The 19468-nt window shown below is 41.3% G+C and carries 19 protein-coding genes, 1 tRNA gene and 1 pseudogene; 18 read left to right on the plus strand and 3 right to left on the minus strand.

Translation table 11 applies throughout. From position 1 onward, the window contains the following. The first annotated feature begins 4 nt into the window (after positions 1 to 4). From purR to pflA, 3 genes are all read left to right on the plus strand, one after another. The gene (gene purR, locus SK578_RS01485) at positions 5 to 832 is read left to right on the plus strand and encodes a pur operon repressor (RefSeq protein ID WP_004238844.1); all 828 of its coding nucleotides are present in this window, start codon (positions 5 to 7) and stop codon (positions 830 to 832) included. A gap of 66 nt (positions 833 to 898) precedes the next feature. After that, positions 899 to 2149 (plus strand): diaminopimelate decarboxylase, encoded by a 1251-nt coding sequence (locus tag SK578_RS01490; RefSeq protein WP_042750018.1) that lies wholly within the window; start codon positions 899 to 901, stop codon positions 2147 to 2149. Positions 2150 to 2274: 125 nt separating this feature from the next. Beyond that, positions 2275 to 3069, plus strand: coding sequence for a pyruvate formate-lyase-activating protein (gene pflA / locus SK578_RS01495; protein WP_033683045.1), 795 nt, complete (start codon positions 2275 to 2277; stop codon positions 3067 to 3069). A gap of 74 nt (positions 3070 to 3143) precedes the next feature. Here pflA and yidC read toward each other — a convergent pair whose 3' ends face one another. Together yidC and SK578_RS01505 are read right to left on the minus strand one after the other, a co-directional pair. Next, positions 3144 to 4070 carry a membrane protein insertase YidC gene (gene yidC, locus SK578_RS01500; protein WP_042750021.1) on the minus strand — a complete coding sequence of 309 codons (927 nt, stop codon included), beginning with the start codon at positions 4068 to 4070 and terminating at the stop codon, positions 3144 to 3146. Positions 4071 to 4147: 77 nt separating this feature from the next. Beyond that, positions 4148 to 4426, minus strand: coding sequence for an acylphosphatase (locus SK578_RS01505; protein WP_020903085.1), 279 nt, complete (start codon positions 4424 to 4426; stop codon positions 4148 to 4150). A gap of 33 nt (positions 4427 to 4459) precedes the next feature. On the opposite strand from SK578_RS01505, the gene SK578_RS01510 reads away from it, so the two are divergent. The 11 genes and pseudogenes from SK578_RS01510 to SK578_RS01560 all read left to right on the plus strand — a co-directional run bounded on the left by SK578_RS01510 (position 4460) and on the right by SK578_RS01560 (position 13382). Next, positions 4460 to 5200, plus strand: coding sequence for a TrmH family RNA methyltransferase (locus SK578_RS01510; RefSeq protein ID WP_042750022.1), 741 nt, complete (start codon positions 4460 to 4462; stop codon positions 5198 to 5200). Between the two features lie 54 nt (positions 5201 to 5254). Continuing rightward, entirely contained in the window at positions 5255 to 5938 is a 684-nt protein-coding gene (locus SK578_RS01515; RefSeq protein WP_042750024.1) for a Bax inhibitor-1/YccA family protein, read from the plus strand. A 111-nt stretch (positions 5939 to 6049) separates the two neighbouring features. After that, entirely contained in the window at positions 6050 to 7042 is a 993-nt protein-coding gene (asnA, locus tag SK578_RS01520; RefSeq protein WP_042750026.1) for an aspartate--ammonia ligase, read from the plus strand. Between the two features lie 64 nt (positions 7043 to 7106). Further along, on the plus strand, positions 7107 to 7646 hold the full coding sequence (gene rsmD, locus SK578_RS01525) for a 16S rRNA (guanine(966)-N(2))-methyltransferase RsmD (protein ID WP_042750028.1): 540 nt from the start codon (positions 7107 to 7109) through the stop codon (positions 7644 to 7646). Further along, a pseudogene (coaD, locus tag SK578_RS01530) lies at positions 7636 to 8123 on the plus strand (pantetheine-phosphate adenylyltransferase). The gene rsmD and the pseudogene coaD overlap by 11 nt, the downstream one beginning before the upstream one ends. Beyond that, complete coding sequence (locus SK578_RS01535; RefSeq protein ID WP_042750030.1) at positions 8107 to 9144, plus strand: SepM family pheromone-processing serine protease; 1038 nt, start codon at positions 8107 to 8109, stop codon at positions 9142 to 9144. Before coaD ends, SK578_RS01535 begins: the two are co-directional and overlap by 17 nt. 57 nt (positions 9145 to 9201) lie before the next feature. Continuing rightward, the gene (locus SK578_RS01540) at positions 9202 to 9432 is read left to right on the plus strand and encodes a DUF1146 family protein (protein ID WP_080709933.1); all 231 of its coding nucleotides are present in this window, start codon (positions 9202 to 9204) and stop codon (positions 9430 to 9432) included. A gap of 23 nt (positions 9433 to 9455) precedes the next feature. After that, positions 9456 to 10739 (plus strand): UDP-N-acetylglucosamine 1-carboxyvinyltransferase, encoded by a 1284-nt coding sequence (gene murA / locus SK578_RS01545; protein ID WP_042750032.1) that lies wholly within the window; start codon positions 9456 to 9458, stop codon positions 10737 to 10739. Continuing rightward, positions 10732 to 10920: a DNA-directed RNA polymerase subunit beta gene (locus tag SK578_RS01550; protein ID WP_042750083.1), complete on the plus strand. Its 189-nt coding sequence runs from the start codon at positions 10732 to 10734 to the stop codon at positions 10918 to 10920. Before murA ends, SK578_RS01550 begins: the two co-directional genes overlap by 8 nt. A gap of 38 nt (positions 10921 to 10958) precedes the next feature. Continuing rightward, positions 10959 to 11783 carry a DNA-entry nuclease EndA gene (gene endA, locus SK578_RS01555; RefSeq protein WP_042750033.1) on the plus strand — a complete coding sequence of 275 codons (825 nt, stop codon included), beginning with the start codon at positions 10959 to 10961 and terminating at the stop codon, positions 11781 to 11783. A gap of 267 nt (positions 11784 to 12050) precedes the next feature. Continuing rightward, a complete protein-coding gene (locus tag SK578_RS01560; RefSeq protein ID WP_042750034.1) occupies positions 12051 to 13382 on the plus strand; it encodes a hemolysin family protein in 1332 nt (443 codons plus the stop codon). Between the two features lie 299 nt (positions 13383 to 13681). Here the strand turns inward: SK578_RS01560 and SK578_RS01565 are convergent. Continuing rightward, a tRNA-Cys gene (locus tag SK578_RS01565) sits at positions 13682 to 13752 on the minus strand. Positions 13753 to 13913: 161 nt separating this feature from the next. Here SK578_RS01565 and SK578_RS01570 point away from each other — a divergent pair. From SK578_RS01570 to SK578_RS01585, 4 genes are all read left to right on the plus strand, one after another. Further along, on the plus strand, positions 13914 to 15902 hold the full coding sequence (locus tag SK578_RS01570; protein ID WP_000749582.1) for a peptide ABC transporter substrate-binding protein: 1989 nt from the start codon (positions 13914 to 13916) through the stop codon (positions 15900 to 15902). Between the two features lie 66 nt (positions 15903 to 15968). After that, positions 15969 to 17465 carry an ABC transporter permease gene (locus SK578_RS01575; RefSeq protein ID WP_042750037.1) on the plus strand — a complete coding sequence of 499 codons (1497 nt, stop codon included), beginning with the start codon at positions 15969 to 15971 and terminating at the stop codon, positions 17463 to 17465. Then, positions 17465 to 18391, plus strand: coding sequence for an oligopeptide ABC transporter permease OppC (gene oppC / locus SK578_RS01580; protein WP_042750039.1), 927 nt, complete (start codon positions 17465 to 17467; stop codon positions 18389 to 18391). Before SK578_RS01575 ends, oppC begins: the two co-directional genes overlap by 1 nt. After that, positions 18363 to 19466 (plus strand): ABC transporter ATP-binding protein, encoded by a 1104-nt coding sequence (locus SK578_RS01585; RefSeq protein WP_050491230.1) that lies wholly within the window; start codon positions 18363 to 18365, stop codon positions 19464 to 19466. The genes oppC and SK578_RS01585 overlap by 29 nt, the downstream gene beginning before the upstream one ends. The last annotated feature ends 2 nt before the right edge of the window (positions 19467 to 19468 follow it).

A 19468-nucleotide genomic window follows, 5' to 3' on the forward strand; every position in this document is an offset into this window, starting at 1 on the left:
AGAAATGAAATTAAGAAGAAGTGATCGGATGGTTGTCATTTCCAACTATTTGATTAATAATCCTTATAAACTAACTAGTCTCAATACTTTTGCTGAAAAGTATGAATCTGCTAAATCATCCATCTCAGAAGATATCGTTATTATCAAACGCGCCTTTGAGGAAATTGAAATCGGTCATATCCAGACAGTAACTGGTGCTGGTGGTGGTGTCATTTTCACACCATCAATCTCAAGCCATGATGCTAAGGAAATGGTTGAAGACTTGCGTGCCAAGTTGTCAGAAAGTGACCGTATCTTGCCAGGTGGCTATATCTACCTGTCTGATTTGCTTAGCACACCAGCCATCTTGAAAAATATTGGTCGCATTATTGCCAAGAGCTTTATGGATCAAAAAATTGATGCGGTTATGACAGTAGCGACTAAGGGTGTTCCACTTGCAAATGCAGTTGCCAATGTCCTCAATGTTCCTTTTGTTATTGTGCGCCGTGACCTGAAAATTACCGAAGGTTCAACTGTCAGCGTCAACTATGTATCCGGTTCAAGTGGTGACCGCATTGAGAAAATGTTCCTTTCAAAACGTAGTCTCAAGGCAGGCAGCCGTGTCTTGATTGTGGATGACTTCTTGAAAGGTGGTGGAACTGTCAATGGGATGATCAGTCTCTTGCGTGAGTTTGATTCAGAATTGGCAGGTGTAGCAGTCTTTGCGGATAATGCCCAAGAAGAACGTGAAAAGCAGTTTGATTACAAGTCACTCTTGAAGGTAACCAATATTGATGTCAAGAACCAAGCCATCGATGTTGAGGTTGGCAATATCTTTGACGAAGATAAATAAGAGATAGAACTAAAGGTTGGAACGATTGTCCCAGCCTTTCTTTGCAAATAGAATAGAAGGAAGCTTATGAAAACACCATTTATCAATAAAGAAGACTTAGAAGCGATTGTTGCCGAGTTCCCAACTCCTTTTCACTTGTATGATGAGAAGGGGATTCGTGAGAAGGCAAGGGCCGTCAACCAAGCCTTTTCGTGGAACAAGGGCTTTAAGGAATATTTTGCAGTTAAGGCTACTCCAACCCCAGCTATTTTAAAAATTCTTCAAGAGGAAGGTTGTGGAGTGGACTGCTCTAGTTATGTGGAGCTCTTGATGAGTCATAAACTTAATTTCCCAGGTTCTGAGATCATGTTCTCTTCAAACAATACGCCAGATAAGGAATATGCCTATGCGCGTGAATTGGGTGCGACCATTAACTTGGATGCCTTTGAAGATATTGAACATCTGGAGAGAGCGGCAGGCATTCCAGAGATTATTTCTTGTCGTTACAACCCTGGAGGTGTTTTTGAACTGGGGACAGACATTATGGACAATCCTGGAGAGGCTAAGTTTGGCATGACCAAGGACCAACTTTTTGAAGCTTTTGCCATCTTGAAGGAAAAAGGAGCCAAGACTTTTGGAATTCACTCCTTTCTAGCATCTAATACCGTGACCCATCTCTATTATCCAGAGTTGGCCCGTCAGCTTTTTGAATTGGCTGTTGAAATCAAGGAAAAGTTGGGCATTTCGCTAGATTTTATCAATCTTTCTGGCGGTATTGGTGTCAACTATCGTCCAGACCAGAAGCCAAATGATATTGCCTTGATCGGTGAGGGAGTTCGTAAGGTGTATGAAGAGGTTCTTACGCCAGCAGGTCTCGATCAGGTCAAGATTTTCACCGAATTGGGTCGCTTTATGCTAGCCCCTCACGGTGCTTTGGTCACAAGAGTCACTCATAAGAAGAAAACTTACCGTACCTATCTAGGTGTGGATGCATCAGCAGTCAACCTTATGCGTCCAGCCATTTACGGAGCCTACCACCATATCACCAATCTGACACATCCAGATGGACCAGCTGAGGTGGTAGATGTAGTCGGTTCACTCTGTGAAAATAATGATAAATTTGCAGTGAATCGTGAACTTCCTCATACAGAAATCGGTGATTTGCTGATAATTCATGATACAGGTGCACACGGTTTTTCAATGGGCTACCAGTACAACGCCAAACTTCGTTCTGCGGAAATCCTTTATACTGAAGAAGGAAAAGCTCGCCAAATCCGCCGTGCAGAGCGCCCTGAGGACTATTTTGCAACCTTGTATGGCTTTGATTTTGAAGAATAAAATGATAAATAATTGAAAATGAAATTGAAAAACAGATTGCTTTCTAAAAAATAGGCAAAAATCTTGTTTTTCCTTCAAGTCATGATATAATAAAACTATAAAACGTTTTCAAGGAAGGTAACGATATGTCTGAAGAAACAATTGATTATGGACAAGTGACAGGAATGGTGCATTCGACAGAAAGCTTTGGGTCAGTAGATGGGCCTGGTATTCGCTTTATTGTCTTTTTGCAGGGCTGTCACATGCGTTGCCAGTATTGCCACAACCCGGACACTTGGGCTATGGAGTCCAATAAATCACGTGAACGGACGGTAGATGATGTCTTGGCAGAGGCCTTGCGCTACCGTGGTTTCTGGGGGAATAAGGGTGGGATTACAGTCAGTGGAGGAGAAGCCCTCTTGCAGATTGATTTCCTGATTGCCCTCTTTACCAAGGCCAAGGAACAAGGAATCCACTGTACCTTGGATACCTGTGCTCTGCCTTTCCGTAATAAACCACGTTACCTTGAAAAGTTTGACAAACTCATGGCTGTCACTGACTTGGTCCTCTTGGATATCAAGGAAATCAACGAAGAACAGCACAAGATTGTTACTAGCCAAACCAATAAAAATATCTTGGCCTGTGCCCAGTATCTATCAGATATTGGAAAACCTGTCTGGATTCGCCACGTGCTAGTTCCAGGTTTGACAGATAGAGACGATGACTTGATTGAACTTGGTAAGTTCGTCAAGACCCTTAAAAATGTTGATAAGTTTGAAATTCTGCCTTATCACACTATGGGTGAGTTCAAATGGCGTGAACTTGGGATTCCTTATTCACTCGAAGGAGTCAAACCACCAACAGCAGACCGCGTCAAGAACGCTAAAAAACTCATGGATACCGAAAGTTATCAAGACTATATGAAACGTGTACATGGATAAAAAAGAAGCCTGATGGAAACATCGGGCTTTTGACTTGCAAAAAGACTTAGCAAATCAGCTAAGCCTTTTTCTTCTTATCTCGAACGTTGTTTTCCAGCGTTGCGATTTTTGTGTTTTTTCTTGCTTGTGATCGCAGTTGGTTGTTCAGGGGTAACGTCTTTTCGTCCATTTGGTGTAGAGAAAGCACGTGCTTTTGGTGGGTTCTTGGCTAGTTCTTCACGGACTTTTTTGCGAAGTTTTGGACGAACGATATAGTTGACGATAAACTGTTGGAGAATCATCATGAAACCACCGACAACCCAGTAAAGTGTGACACTAGCTGGTGAGAAGAGGGAGAAGACGACGATCATGAGTGGGCTCATGTAAATCATTTTCTTGATTTGTTCTCTTTGCATTTCATCTTCTACTCCGTGAAGTGAAAGGAGCGATTGAAGATAGTAAAGAATACCAGCGCAGGCAACTAAAATCATACTTGGAGAACCTAGAGGAATTCCTAGGTAGCTTGCTTGAGCAACACCTTCAGTATGTTGAGCAGCAAAGTAGATAGCAGAGAAGAAAGGCATTTGAAGGAGGATAGGGAAACATCCTACACCACCAAACATGCTGATGCCGTGCTCTTTTTGAGCGGCAAAGAGAGCCTGTTGGGCTTCGAGTTTTTCTTCTTGAGTCGTTGCTTCTTTGAGACGAGTTTGGTGTGGCTCAAGGACGTGCTTGAGGGCATTCATCTTTTCAGAGTGAAGCGTTGCCTTCCATGATTGGTAGATACCCAGTGGCAAGATAATCAAGCGCACGATAATAGTTACGATGATGATACCAACCCCAAAACCAAGTCCCTTGTCATTGGCGAAGTACTTAATGGCTTCAGCCATAGGCGCTCCGATAGTATTCCAAATAAATCCTGTTGGCTGGCCTGTGGTTTTATCGACATTGACACAGCCAGTTAAGACTAGTAACATAGCCACTCCCATAGCTGAGAGTGCAAAACGTTTAATAGATTTCACTGTTTTTGTTCCTTCTTTAAAAATAATACCTTTCTATTCTACTGTTTTTTTACAAAATATACAATAGTTCTAGAGACCTAATTTGCGATTTTAAAGTCAGGGTAGGGAGGAAAGTTACTCAGTTGGACATCTAAGTAGCTGACTTTTGAAAAAGGTGTGGGTCCTTTGCGGATTTCTTGGATAAATTTTGCCATGATAGCAGATGAGTCTGCTTGGGCTAATATTTCCACTGTGCCATCGTCGTTATTCCATACCCGACCTGTGATGCCACCAATTTCAAGTGCCAAGCTGTAAACACCCCAACGAAAGCCGACTCCCTGTACCCTACCTTGGGCAATCATTCTAACCTTTTGCATACCAAACCCCTTTGATTGTGTTATAATATTTCTATGACTATTATAACCTCAAAAGCCAATTCTGTGGTAAAAAATGCCAAGAAATTACACCAAAAAAAATACCGCAAGTCTTCCTATTTGATTGAAGGCTGGCACTTATTTGAAGAAGCTGTCCAAGCTGGAGTGATGATTGAGAAAATCTTTGCCCTAGAAAGTTATCGAGATCAGTTAGCTATTTTTCCGCAAACTGTCTGGGTGTCAGAGGATATTTTGCTAGATTTGGCGGATTCTCAGACTCCACAGGGAATTGTTGCCGTAGTTCAAAAAGAAGAAATAGGACAAGTTGATTTGAGTCAGGGCAAGTTCTTGTTTTTGGAAGATGTGCAAGATCCTGGTAATGTGGGAACTATTATTCGGACTGCGGATGCAGCAGGTTTTACTGGAGTGATTGTTTCAGATAAGTCGGCAGATATCTACAGTCTCAAGACCCTACGTTCTATGCAAGGCAGTCATTTTCATCTGCCTATTTACCGGATGTCTAGTCAAAGGCTTCTTAAGGAAGCCAAAGAGGCAGCTATCCCAGTGCTAGCAACAACCTTATCTAAAGATTCTGTTGATTACAGAGAACTGCCTCCTATAGAAAATTTTGTACTAGTCATGGGAAATGAGGGGCAAGGAATTAGTCCCCTTATGGCTGAAAGTGCAGACCAGTTGGTCCACATTAGTATGAAGGGGCAGGCGGAGAGTCTCAATGTTGCCGTTGCAGCCGGTATTTTAATTTTCCATTTAAGCTAATTTTAACTTTCTTTGTTATAATCAAGGAAAGATGTTCATAGAAAAGGAGAAAAGATGAATCACACTATTATTCACGACCGCGCAGGTCTCAATCAATTTTATGCTAAGGTTTATGCCTTTGTTGGTCTGGGGATCGGACTATCCGCTTTAGTATCAGGTCTTATGTTGACCGTCTTTCAGTCTCAGTTGGTTTACTTTTTGATGCAGGGACGTCTCTGGTTGACCATTGCAACCTTAGCAGAGCTAGCTCTGGTCTTTGTTGCCAGCAGTATGGCTTCGAAGAATAGTCCAGCGGCTCTTCCAGTATTTTTACTTTACTCAGTATTAAACGGCTTTACCCTCAGTTTTGTGGTGGCCTTCTATACTCCAGGTACAGTTTTATCTGCCTTTGTATCAAGCGCCCTTCTCTTCTTTGTCATGGCGGCAGTCGGTATGTTCACCAAGAAAGATTTGAGTGGCCTTGGTCGGGCTATGATGGCGGCTCTTATCGGTTTGCTGATTGCCATGGTAGTTAATATTTTCTTGGCTAGCGGTTTCTTTGATTATATGATTAGCGTAGCCATGGTCTTGGTCTTCTCTGGGCTGATTGCTTGGGACAACCAAAGAATTCGCTATGCATATGAGCAATCACAAGGTCGTGTAGAGACAGGTTGGGTTGTGTCAATGGCTCTCAGTATCTATCTTGATTTTATCAATCTTTTCCTAAGTATTCTACGTATCTTCGGTCGCAATGACTAGAAGGCCCCTAACATCAGTGTTCAAAGGAGCACTGATTTTTTTATATTTGCTCTTTTCTTTTCTTGGAAATAGGTGTATAATGCTTTTAATTAATTTTTTGAGGAGTAGTTTATGAAGAAAAGTTTTATTCACCAACAAGAAGAAATTTCCTTTGTCAAAAACACTTTTACCCAGTATTTAAAAGACAAACTAGAAGTTGTCGAAGTTCAAGGTCCTATCTTGAGTAGGGTCGGTGACGGGATGCAGGACAACTTATCAGGTGTGGAGAATGCCGTATCGGTCAAGGTTCTCCAAATCCCTGATGCTACTTATGAAGTGGTGCACTCCCTTGCTAAATGGAAACGCCACACTTTGGCTCGTTTTGGTTTCGGTGAAGGTGAAGGTCTTTTCGTCCACATGAAGGCCCTTCGTCCAGACGAAGATTCGCTTGATGCGACCCACTCTGTTTATGTTGACCAGTGGGACTGGGAGAAGGTTATCCCAAATGGACAACGTAACATTGCCTACCTAAAAGAAACAGTTGAGAAGATTTATAAGGCTATTCGCCTGACTGAGCTAGCTGTTGAAGCCCGCTATGATATTGAGTCTGTCTTGCCAAAACAAATCACCTTTATCCACACAGAAGAGTTGGTAGAACGCTACCCAGACTTGACACCAAAAGAGCGTGAAAATGCTATTTGTAAAGAATTTGGAGCAGTCTTCTTGATCGGTATCGGTGGTGAATTACCAGACGGTAAACCGCACGATGGACGTGCACCAGACTACGATGACTGGACAAGTGAGTCTGAAAATGGCTACAAGGGTCTAAATGGTGATATTCTTGTCTGGAATGAGTCTTTAGGTGGAGCCTTTGAGCTATCTTCTATGGGAATCCGTGTGGATGAAGAAACGCTTCGCCATCAGGTTGCCATCACAGGTGATGAAGACCGTTTAGAATTGGAATGGCACAAGGCTTTGTTGAATGGCCTATTCCCATTGACAATCGGTGGAGGCATTGGACAATCTCGGATGGCCATGTTCTTACTTCGCAAGAAACACATCGGAGAGGTGCAAACAAGTGTTTGGCCTCAAGAAGTCCGCGATACTTACGAAAATATTTTGTAGAGAATCGAACCGCAAGGTTCGGTTTTCTTTCTCTTTTCGCTCATAATTTGGTATAATAAACGGTATGAAAATCGTATCAGGAATCTATGGGGGACGTCCCCTCAAGACACTAGAAGGAAAGACGACAAGACCTACTTCGGATAAGGTTAGGGGAGCCATTTTTAACATGATTGGTCCCTACTTTGAAGGGGGCCGAGTCTTGGATCTGTATGCAGGTAGTGGTGGTTTATCTATCGAGGCAGTATCGCGTGGCATGTCCAGCGCTGTTTTGGTGGAGCGAGACCGTAAGGCTCAGGCTATCGTGGCTGAAAATATTCAGATGACCAAGGAAGTTGGGAAATTTCAACTTCTCAAAATGGATGCAGAAAGGGCATTGGAACAGGTATCTGGGGGATTTGACCTCATTTTCTTAGACCCTCCTTATGCCAATGAACAAATCGTAGCAGATATTGAAAAAATGGCTGAGAGGGAGTTTTTTTCTGAAGATGTCATGGTTGTGTGTGAGACGGATAAGGCCGTTGAACTTCCAGAAGAAATTGCCTGCCTGGGCATCTGGAAGGAAAAGATTTATGGAATTAGTAAGGTGACAGTCTATGTCAGATAAGATTGGCTTATTCACAGGCTCATTTGATCCGATGACAAATGGGCATCTGGATATCATTGAACGGGCTAGCAAACTCTTTGATAAGCTCTACGTGGGTATTTTTTTAATCCTCACAAACAAGGATTTCTCCCTATCGAAAATCGTAAACGGGGGTTAGAAGATGCTTTGAAACATTTGGGAAATGTTGAAGTCGTGTTTTCACATGATGAAATGGTGGTTGACGTTGCAAAAAGACTGGGGGCTACTTTCCTAGTGCGAGGCTTGAGAAATGCTTCGGATTTGCAATATGAAGCCAGTTTTGATTACTACAACCATCAGCTGTCTCCTAATATAGAGACCATTTATTTACATAGTCGACCTGAACATCTCTATATCAGTTCATCAGGTGTTAGAGAACTTTTGAAGTTTGGTCAGGATATTACCTGCTATGTTCCTGAGAGTATTTTGGAGGAAATAAAAAATGAAAAAAAAGATTAGATGGCCCTTATATGTCATTGCGGCCTTGATTGTGACTTTCTTGGCATTTGTAGTGCCCTTGCCCTATTATATAGAGGTTCCAGGTGGTTCGGAAGATATTCGCCAAGTCCTTAAAGTCAATGATACAGAAGATAAGGAAGCTGGTGCCTATCAATTCGTTACGGTTGGTGTCCAACATGCCACTTTAGCCCATATGATTTATGCATGGTTGACGCCTTTTACAGATATTCGTAGTGCCCAAGAGACTACAGGTGGCTCTTCCGATGTTGAATTTATGCGGATCAATCAATTCTACATGCAAACATCGCAAAACATGGCCAAGTATCAAGGGCTAAAAACAGCTGGTAAAGATATCGAACTCAAATATCTTGGGGTTTATGTTTTGACTGTGACGGATAATTCGACCTTTAAAGGGATTCTTAACATCTCTGATACGGTCACAGCAGTCAATGATCAGACCTTTGATAGTTCCAAAGATTTGATTGATTATGTCAATTCTCAAAAACTAGGGGACTCCGTCAAGGTCACCTATGAAGAGGATGGGCAAACCAAGTCTGCAGAAGGTAAGATTATCACCTTGGAAAATGGCAAAAATGGAATTGGAATCGGTTTGATTGACCGTACAGAAGTGACCAGTGATGTTCCAATTCGCTTTTCAACAGCTGGTATTGGCGGTCCAAGTGCTGGCCTCATGTTTAGTCTGGCCATCTATACCCAAATAGCTGACCCAGGCATTCGTAATGGCCGCATTGTTGCCGGTACAGGAACTATTGACCGCGATGGGAATGTGGGGGATATTGGAGGTATTGATAAAAAAGTTGTAGCTTCGGCTAGAGAAGGTGCCGCGATTTTCTTTGCCCCTGATAACCCTGTTAGCGAAGAAGAACAAAAAGCGCATCCTGATGCGAAAAATAACTACCAAACAGCCCTAGAAGCAGCCAAAACAATCAAGACTGATATGAAAATCGTGCCAGTTAAAACCCTACAAGATGCAATTGATTACTTGAAAAACAATCCCTAATTTTTAAGTGAAGTTTCCAAACTAGCGCACAAACAGAGAAGATGGTATAATAGTCAAATGGTTCAATTATTATTCACTCTAAGCAGTCATATGCTCTTTATTTATGTGAGTTTTTACCTTTTAAAGGATCTTGTTAGATGGGAAAAGGTTTTAAAAGTGACAGCTGAGAATACAAGAAAAGTTCGTTTATTGATAGCTCTTTTCAGCATTGTAATGGGCTACATCATGAGTTCTTTCTTTATCGGCCTGTATCAGTTGTGGCAAGAAGCGCTTAGAGGATTATTATAAAATCAAGAGTAAAGGAAATAAGTATGGAAAAAATTGTGGTTCAAGGTGGCGATAATCGTCTGGTAGGAAGTGTTACGATAGAAGGAGCAAAGAATGCAGTCTTGCCCTTGTTGGCAGCGACTATTCTAGCAAGTGAAGGAAAGACCGTCTTGCAGAATGTTCCGATTTTGTCAGATGTTTTCACTATGAATCAGGTGGTTCGTGGTTTGAATGCCAAGGTGGATTTTAATGAAGAAGCTCATCTTGTTGAGGTGGACGCGACTGGCGATATCACTGAGGAAGCTCCTTACAAGTATGTCAGCAAGATGCGTGCATCTATCGTTGTCTTGGGACCAATTCTTGCCCGTGTAGGTCATGCTAAGGTATCCATGCCAGGTGGTTGTACGATTGGTAGCCGCCCTATTGATCTTCATTTGAAAGGTCTAGAAGCTATGGGGGCTAAGATTAGTCAGACAGCTGGTTACATCGAAGCCAAGGCTGATCGCTTACATGGAGCTCATATCTACATGGACTTCCCAAGTGTTGGTGCTACGCAGAACTTGATGATGGCAGCGACTCTGGCTGATGGGGTGACAGTGATTGAAAATGCTGCGCGTGAGCCTGAGATTGTGGACCTAGCCATTCTCCTCAATGAAATGGGAGCTAAGGTTAAGGGTGCTGGCACAGAGACCATTACCATTACCGGTGTTGAGAAACTTCATGGTACGACTCACAATGTGGTCCAAGACCGTATCGAAGCAGGAACCTTTATGGTAGCTGCTGCTATGACTGGTGGTGATGTCTTGATTAAAGATGCTGTTTGGGAGCACAACCGTCCCTTGATTGCCAAATTGCTTGAAATGGGAGTGGAAGTGACAGAGGAGACTGAAGGGATTCGAGTTCGCTCTCAACTAGAAAATCTAAAAGCTGTTCATGTGAAAACCTTGCCCCATCCAGGATTTCCAACAGATATGCAGGCTCAATTTACAGCCTTGATGACCGTCGCAAAAGGCGAATCAACTATGGTGGAGACAGTTTTTGAAAATCGTTTCCAACACCTAGAAGAAATGCGTCGCATGGGCTTACACTCTGAGATTATCCGTGACACAGCTCGTATTATTGGTGGCCAAACTTTACAGGGAGCAGAAGTTCTTTCAACTGACCTTCGTGCTAGCGCAGCCTTGATTTTGACAGGTTTGGTAGCGCAAGGAGAAACTGTGGTCGGTAAATTGGTTCACTTGGATAGAGGTTACTACCGTTTCCATGAGAAGTTGGCGCAGCTAGGTGCTAAGATTCAGCGGATTGAGGCAAGTGATGAAGATGAATAAGAAATCAAGCTACGTAATCAAGCGTTTACTTCTAGTCATTTTGGTGCTGTTTTTAGGTGCTCTAGCCCTAGGTATCGGCTTAATGGTAGGTTATGGAATCTTGGGCAAGGATCAAGATCCATGGGCTATCCTGTCTCCAGCAAAATGGCAGGAATTGATTCATAAATTTACAGGAAATTAGGCTGGAGAACCAGTCTTTTTCTAGAGATAAGGAGAAAAATGGATAAAAAAACAAGACAGACACTGATCGGGCTGCTAGTGTTATTACTCTTATCTGCGGGAAGCTACTATATCAAGCAGATGCAGTCGACAGCTAATAGTCCTAAAACAAAGGTTAGTCAGAAAAAACAAGCGTCTGAAGCTCCTAGTCAAGCATTGGCAGAAAGTGTCTTAACAGACGCAGTCAAGAGTCAAATAAAAGGGAGTCTGGAGTGGAATGGCTCAGGTGCTTTTATCGTTAATGGCAATAAAACAAATCTAGATGCCAAGGTTTCAAGTAAGCCCTACGCTGATAATAAAACAAAGACAGTAGGCAAGGAAACAGTGCCAACCGTAGCAAATGCCCTCTTGTCTAAGGCTACTCGCCAGTACAAGAATCGTGAAGAAACTGGGAATGGTTCGACTTCTTGGACTCCTCCAGGCTGGCATCAGGTTAAGAATCTAAAGGGTACTTATACCCATGCGGTTGATAGAGGTCACTTGTTAGGCTATGCCTTAATCGGTGGCTTGGATGGTTTTGATGCCTCGACAAGCAATCCTAAAAACATTGCTGTTCAAACAGCCTGGGCAAATCAGGCTCAAGCCGAGGATTCGACTGGTCAAAACTACTATGAAAGCATGGTACGTAAAGCCTTGGACCAAAACAAGCGTGTCCGTTACCGTGTAACTCTTTATTATGCTTCAAACGAGGATTTAGTTCCTTCAGCTTCACAGATTGAAGCCAAGTCTTCAGACGGAGAATTGGAATTTAATGTTCTAGTTCCCAATGTTCAAAAAGGTCTTCAACTGGATTACCGAACTGGAGAAGTAACGGTAACTCAGTAAAAGATAACATAAACTCCTATGTCACTTGTGGATATAGGAGTTCTTTTTTACTAGTTTAAGCAGGGCTACAATAGACACTGATACTCAAAGAAAATCAAAGTGCAAACTAGGAAGCTAGCCGCAGGTTGCTCAAAGCACATCTTTGAGGTTGCAGATGAAGCTGACGTGGTTTGAAGAGACCTTCGAAGAGTATGAGAAAAAATAATATGTACTGGACTATATTTTGTGATATAATAAAGGATAAGATACTATTTTAGGAGAAGAACTATGGAAGACCCAAGTAGTCAGAATTTGTTGCTACAATTTGTTTTATTGTTTATCTTGACGGTGTTAAATGCCTTTTTCTCAGCCACAGAAATGGCCATGGTTTCACTTAACCGTGCGCGGGTTGAACAAAAGGCAGAAGAAGGAGATAGACGCTATATCCGTCTGCTGAAGGTACTAGAAAATCCTAACCACTTTTTATCAACCATTCAAGTAGGGATTACCCTGATTACGATCTTATCAGGGGCGAGTTTGGCAGAAACTCTGGGACGAGAAATTGCATCTTGGCTTGGAAATGGCGAAACAGCTTATGCCGTTGCAAGTTTTCTATCTTTAGCATTTTTGACTTATATTTCCATCGTTTTTGGGGAATTGTATCCTAAGAGAATCGCTCTTAATCTAAAGGATGCCTTGGCGATTCGTACAGCGCCAGTTATCATTGGGCTTGGGAAACTAGTTAGTCCCTTTGTTTGGCTCTTGTCTGCATCTACCAATCTCTTGAGTCGCTTGACTCCTATGACCTTTGACGATGCTGATGAAAAAATGACCCGTGATGAAATTGAGTACATGTTGACCAATAGTGAAGAAACACTAGATGCTGACGAAATTGAAATGTTACAAGGAATCTTTTCACTGGACGAATTAATGGCCAGAGAGGTCATGGTTCCTCGAACGGATGCCTTCATGGTCGATATTCAAGATGATAGTCAAACCATCATCCAAAGTATTTTAAAACAAAATTATTCTCGTATCCCTGTCTATGATGGAGACAAGGATAACGTGATTGGAATCATTCATACCAAGAGTCTCCTTAATGCGGGCTTTGTGGACGGTTTTGACAATATTGTTTGGAAGAAAATCTTACAAGATCCACTTTTTGTTCCTGAAACTATTTTTGTGGATGACTTGTTAAAAGAACTGCGCAATACCCAAAGACAAATGGCAATCTTGCTGGATGAATACGGTGGGATGGCTGGTTTGGTGACCCTGGAAGACCTCTTAGAGGAAATCGTTGGCGAAATCGATGACGAAACAGATAAGGCTGAAATCGAAGTTCATAAAATTGGAGAAGATACTTATATTGTTCAAGGTACCATGAATCTCAATGATTTTAATGACTACTTTGATGTTGAACTGGAAAGTGATGACGTTGATACCATCGCTGGTTACTATTTGACAGGAGTTGGGACCATTCCAACGACTGAGAAACTCAGTTATGAATTAGTCAGTCAAAACAAGCAGCTTATCCTAACCAATGATAAAGTGAAAAATGGACGTGTTACCAAGGTAAAAGTCCAAATTACCGAAGTTGAAATAGAAGAAGAAACAGAGTAAACTAGAGGCTTTTGTCACCAGGTGTGACGAAGCTTTTTCAGTTGATTTCATACTCTTCGAAAATCAAATTCAAACCGCGTCAACGTCGCCTTGCCGTACGCAAGTACAGCCTGCGGCTAGTTTCCTAGTTTGCTCTTTGATTTTCATTGAGTATCAAAAGATTGTCTCCTAAAAAGAAGTTTGCCCCAAATTCACCCCAAAAGTTTTTGTAAGTTATATGTATTTATCCGAAGAAAATAAAAAAAGCCCTTTAAACTGGGCTTTCTGTTTAAATGAAACTTGAAAAATCAAGTTATAGAAGGCGGTAGACGGATTTGAACCGACGATCAAGCTTTTGCAGAGCCGTGCCTTACCACTTGGCTATACCGCCTTAACGTTTATTATTATACCTTGAAAATGATTTTCAGTCAATAGCTTTTTCAGATTTTTTGTGTCAATAAGCCTAAATATTCTGAAAATTCGTTTACTTTTCTTGAAATCTATGATATAATTGATGATAACCTATACTTTATTTATAAGAGGAGTAAATAAATGAAAAAAAGTCAAGTGCTTGCTGTAGCGGGAGCTACCTTATTAGCGTCAGGAGTTCTAGCTGCGTGTTCAAACACTAGTTCAAATAATGCTAAACTAGCAAAAGATTACCAATATGTTTATCAAACAGATCCAGAAACCTTGGATTATATCGTCAGCAATATCGATTCAACATCATTCGTCACAACAAATGCTGTAGATGGTTTGTTGGCTAATGATAAATATGGTAACCTGGTTCCTTCTATTGCTGAATCATGGACAGTTTCAAAAGATGGTTTGACTTATACCTATAAAATCCGTAAGGATGCTAAATGGGTGACAGCAGAGGGAGAAGAATATGCTCCTGTAACTGCTAAAGACTTCGTTACTGGTTTGAAACATGCTGTAGATGGAAAATCAAAAGGACTTTCAATCGTTAGCTCTTCTATTAAGGGATTAGAAGCCTATATTAAGGGTGAAACAAGCGATTTTTCAACCGTTGGAGTAAAAGCGCTTGATGATCAAACACTAGAATATACCTTGAACCAGCCAGAAACTTTCTGGAATGACAAGACCACTAGTGGTGTTTTGATGCCGGTTAATGAAGAATTCTTAACTTCAAAAGGGGAAGGTTTTGGTGCCCCAACCGATGCTAACTCTATTCTTTATAACGGTCCATTTGTCTTAAAATCTGTAACCCCAAAATCATCTATCGAGATGGCTAAAAATGATGCTTACTGGGACAAAGAAAATGTAAAAATTGAGAACGTTAAGTTCACTTTCTGGGATGGTAAGGACCAAGATGTGATTGCTAAAGGTTTTGCTGATGGTCAATATAGCAAGGCTCGTATCTTCCCTACAAGTTCTACATATGAAAAATATGCAGCTGACTTTAAAGATAACATTTACTTTAATGAACCAGGAGCGGGTGTTGCAACTGTCAGCTTGAACTATGGCCGTACAACCTATAACCACACTGCCAAAACAAGTGATGCTCAAAAGACATCTACTCAGAAAGCATTGCTAAACAAGGAATTCCGTCAAGCCTTGAACTTTGCTGTCGATCGCAATTCTTACTCAGCTCAAACAAATGGTACTGATGGAGCTGCAGTAGCCATCCGTAATACGTTTGCACCTTATAATCTTCAAGTTGGTAAGAAAACATTTGGTGAATTGGTACAAGATAGCTTGGCTAAGACAAATTCTTCTACTTGGTCAAACGTGTCTCTAGCAGATTCTCAAAATGGCCTTTACAATGAAGAAAAAGCGAAAGAAGTCTTTGCTAAAGCAAAATCAAGCCTACAAGCTGAAGGTGTTGAATTCCCAATCCACTTGGATGCCTTGGTAATCCAAGAATCAACAGCGGTTGTAAACCGTGTTCAATCATTGAAACAATCAATTGAAAAAGTATTGGGTTCAGATAATGTTGTTGTAGACTTACAACAAATGACTCAAGCAGAAGCTTTACCAATTTCATTTAGCGCTCCAACAGCTAAAGAGCAAGACTGGGATATCCATACCTTGCTAGGATGGAACCCTGACTATCAAGATCCTTCTACTTTCTTGGATCAATTCGTCCTTAAGGGAGGAAGCACTCGCCTTTACCTTGGTATTGACCAAAACACAGATGCATCAGTAGTAAGCAAACTTGGTTTAGCTGACTATGGAAAATTACTCGATGACGCAAACAGCGAAAACCAAGATGTTCAAAAACGTTATGAAAAATACGCGGTGGCACAAGCTTGGTTGACTGATAATGCTTTGACAATTCCAGTAATGGCTTCTCCAAAAGAAACAGCCGTTTCATATGTTTCAAAAGTTCTACCATTTAGCTCTTCATATTCAGTAGCCGGCCTTAAAGGTGAAAATTCAGGATACTTGAAGTACACTGAAGTTGGTGAAAAAGCAATCACCAAAGAAGAGTATGAAAAAGCTCGTGAAAAATGGTTGAAAGAAAAGACTGAGTCAAACGAGAAAGCTCAAAAAGAATTGGCAAGTCATGTGAAGTAAATAATTTTCAATAGAACTTTCTCTCCATGAGGAGAAGGTTCTTTTGGGATTTTTAAAGGAAATGATATGAAAAAATATATTTTTATGCGTGTTTTGCGGTCATTGGTTTCTATCTTCTTAGTAACAACCTTGACTTACACGATTATCTATACAATGGTTCCTAGAAAATTGATTTTCAAACAGGATACCAACTATAACAAGATTGCGACAACTGCTGATAAACGTGATAACTATGAGAATACCGTTTATGAGCGTATGGGCTATATCGAGTACTACGATACTAAAGAGTTGCAAGAAAAAGCTAGCCAGATGGATGCTTCTGTAACAGTTGAAGCCAATGATACCAACAAGGCTATCTATGAAAAATACATCAAACAAATCGGTCATGGTTGGACCCTGGGAGAATTTACTGAAAGTGGCCAATTCTACGCTACGCGTGAAATCCCGATTTTTGAACGTGTTTTCAAATTCTATGCTAACTTGATTGACATTGATCATACAAATAAAATTCAAGACCCTGAAAATCCAGACTTGAAACGTTACCTTCGTTTTGAAAATGATCCAGCTATCGGATGGTCCTTGGTTGGTTCAGGAACTAAACACAAATATCTCTTGTACTTCAACAGCCAGTTCCCGTTTGTGCATCAAAACTTTGTGAACATTAATTTAGGTGACTCTTATCCAACCTATGCTAATAGCCCTGTTTTACAGGTTATTACTCAAGGACAAGGGCAAACAAAAACATCTCAAGTTCAGTTCCCAACAGGTAAGAAAACTTCTTCTGTAAATATTTACTCAAGAACCTACAAATCACCTAGTCAGGCTGACTCTCGTGAAGTGGCTAACTATGGGAAAGATGATCCATATACTGCAACTGAAAGCAACTACCAATATCCTTCTATGATTGCTAGCTCTGCAGTCGTTGGATTGATCGGTTTGGTGATTTCTTATGCGATTGCTGTGCCACTTGGTTCAGCTATGGCTCGCTTCAAGAATACTTGGATTGATAGCTTTTCAACAGGGGCTTTGACCTTCTTGATGGCTCTTCCAACAATTGCCTTGGTTTATATCGTTCGTTTGGCTGGTTCTTCAATTGGCTTGCCAGATTCATTCCCTATCTTGGGTGCTGGAGATTGGCGTTCGTATGTTTTACCAGCAGTTATCCTTGGTTTGTTGGGTGCTCCTGGTACAGCTATTTGGATTCGTCGTTACATGATTGACTTGCAATCACAGGACTTTGTTCGTTTTGCTCGTGCAAAAGGTTTGTCTGAAAAAGAAATTTCAAACAAACACATATTTAAAAATGCTATGGTACCGTTGGTATCAGGTATCCCTGGTGCCGTTATCGGGGTTATCGGTGGTGCTACATTAACGGAAACAGTCTTCGCCTTCCCAGGTATGGGTAAAATGTTGATTGATTCTGTCAAAGCATCAAACAACTCTATGGTCGTAGGTCTTGTCTTCATCTTTACATGTATTTCTATCTTCTCTCTTCTTTTAGGAGATATTTGGATGACCATGATTGACCCACGTATTAAATTGACTGAGAAAGGAGGCAAATAATGTCTACAATTGATAAAAGTAAATTTCAGTTCGTAAAACGTGACGATTTTGCCTCTGAAGCCATTGATGCGCCAGCTTATTCATACTGGGGCTCAGTGTTTAGACAATTTATGAAGAAGAAATCAACTGTAGTCATGTTGGGAATCTTGGTAGCTATCATTTTGATGAGTTTCATCTACCCAATGTTTTCTAAGTTTGATTTCAATGATGTCAGCAAGGTAAACGATTTTAGTGTTCGTTATATCAAGCCAAATGCTGAGCATTGGTTTGGTACAGACAGTAACGGTAAATCTCTCTTTGACGGTGTCTGGTTCGGAGCGCGTAACTCTATCCTCATTTCTGTGATTGCGACAGTGATTAACTTGGTTATCGGTGTTTTTGTCGGTGGTATTTGGGGAATTTCAAAATCAGTTGACCGTGTGATGATGGAAGTTTATAACGTCATCTCAAACATCCCATCTCTTTTGATTGTCATTGTCTTGACTTACTCAATCGGAGCTGGATTCTGGAATCTGATTTTTGCCATGAGTGTAACAACATGGATTGGGATTGCCTTCATGATCCGTGTGCAAATCTTGCGTTATCGTGATTTGGAATACAACTTGGCGTCACGTACTTTGGGAACACCAACCTTAAAGATTGTTGCCAAAAACATCATGCCACAATTGGTATCTGTTATTGTGACAACCATGACTCAAATGCTTCCAAGCTTTATCTCATACGAAGCCTTCTTGTCATTCTTTGGTCTTGGATTACCGATTACCGTGCCAAGTTTGGGGCGTTTGATTTCAGATTATTCACAAAACGTAACAACAAATGCTTACTTGTTCTGGATTCCATTGACAACTCTTGTCTTGGTATCCTTGTCCCTTTTCGTAGTTGGTCAAAACTTAGCGGATGCTAGTGATCCACGTACACATAGATAGGAGTAGAAATGACAAAAGAAAAAATGTAATTTTGACTGCTCGCGATATTGTCGTGGAATTTGACGTTCGTGACAAAGTATTGACAGCCATTCGAGGCGTTTCCCTTGAACTAGTTGAAGGAGAAGTATTAGCCTTGGTAGGTGAGTCAGGATCAGGGAAATCTGTTTTGACAAAGACCTTCACAGGTATGCTTGAAGAAAATGGTCGCATTGCCCAAGGAAGCATTGACTACCGTGGTCAAGATTTGACAGCTCTATCTTCTCATAAGGATTGGGAACAAATTCGTGGTGCTAAGATTGCGACTATCTTCCAAGATCCAATGACTAGTTTGGACCCAATTAAAACAATTGGTAGTCAGATTACAGAAGTTATTGTAAAACACCAAGGAAAAACGCCTAAAGAAGCGAAAGAATTGGCAATTGACTACATGAATAAGGTTGGGATTCCAGAAGCAGATAGACGTTTTGATGAATACCCATTCCAATATTCTGGAGGAATGCGTCAACGTATCGTTATTGCGATTGCCCTTGCCTGTCGACCTGATGTCTTGATCTGTGATGAGCCAACGACTGCCTTGGATGTGACCATCCAAGCACAGATTATTGATTTGCTAAAATCTTTACAAAACGAGTACCATTTCACAACAATCTTTATCACCCACGACCTTGGTGTGGTAGCAAGTATTGCGGATAAGGTAGCGGTTATGTATGCAGGAGAAATCGTTGAGTATGGAACTGTTGAGGAAGTCTTCTATGACCCTCGCCATCCATATACATGGAGTCTCTTGTCTAGCTTGCCTCAGCTTGCTGATGATAAAGGGGATCTTTACTCAATCCCAGGAACACCTCCGTCACTTTATACTGACTTGAAAGGGGATGCCTTTGCCTTGCGTTCAGACTATGCAATGCAGATTGACTTCGAACAAAAAGCTCCTCAATTCTCAGTATCAGAGACGCATTGGGCTAAAACTTGGCTTCTTCATGAGGATGCTCCAAAAGTAGAAAAACCAGCTGTGATTGCAAATCTCCACGATAAAATCCGTGAAAAAATGGGATTTGCCCATCTGGCAGACTAGGA

Source organism: Streptococcus mitis (genome assembly GCF_000722755.1).
Lineage (GTDB): Bacteria > Bacillota > Bacilli > Lactobacillales > Streptococcaceae > Streptococcus > Streptococcus mitis_CM.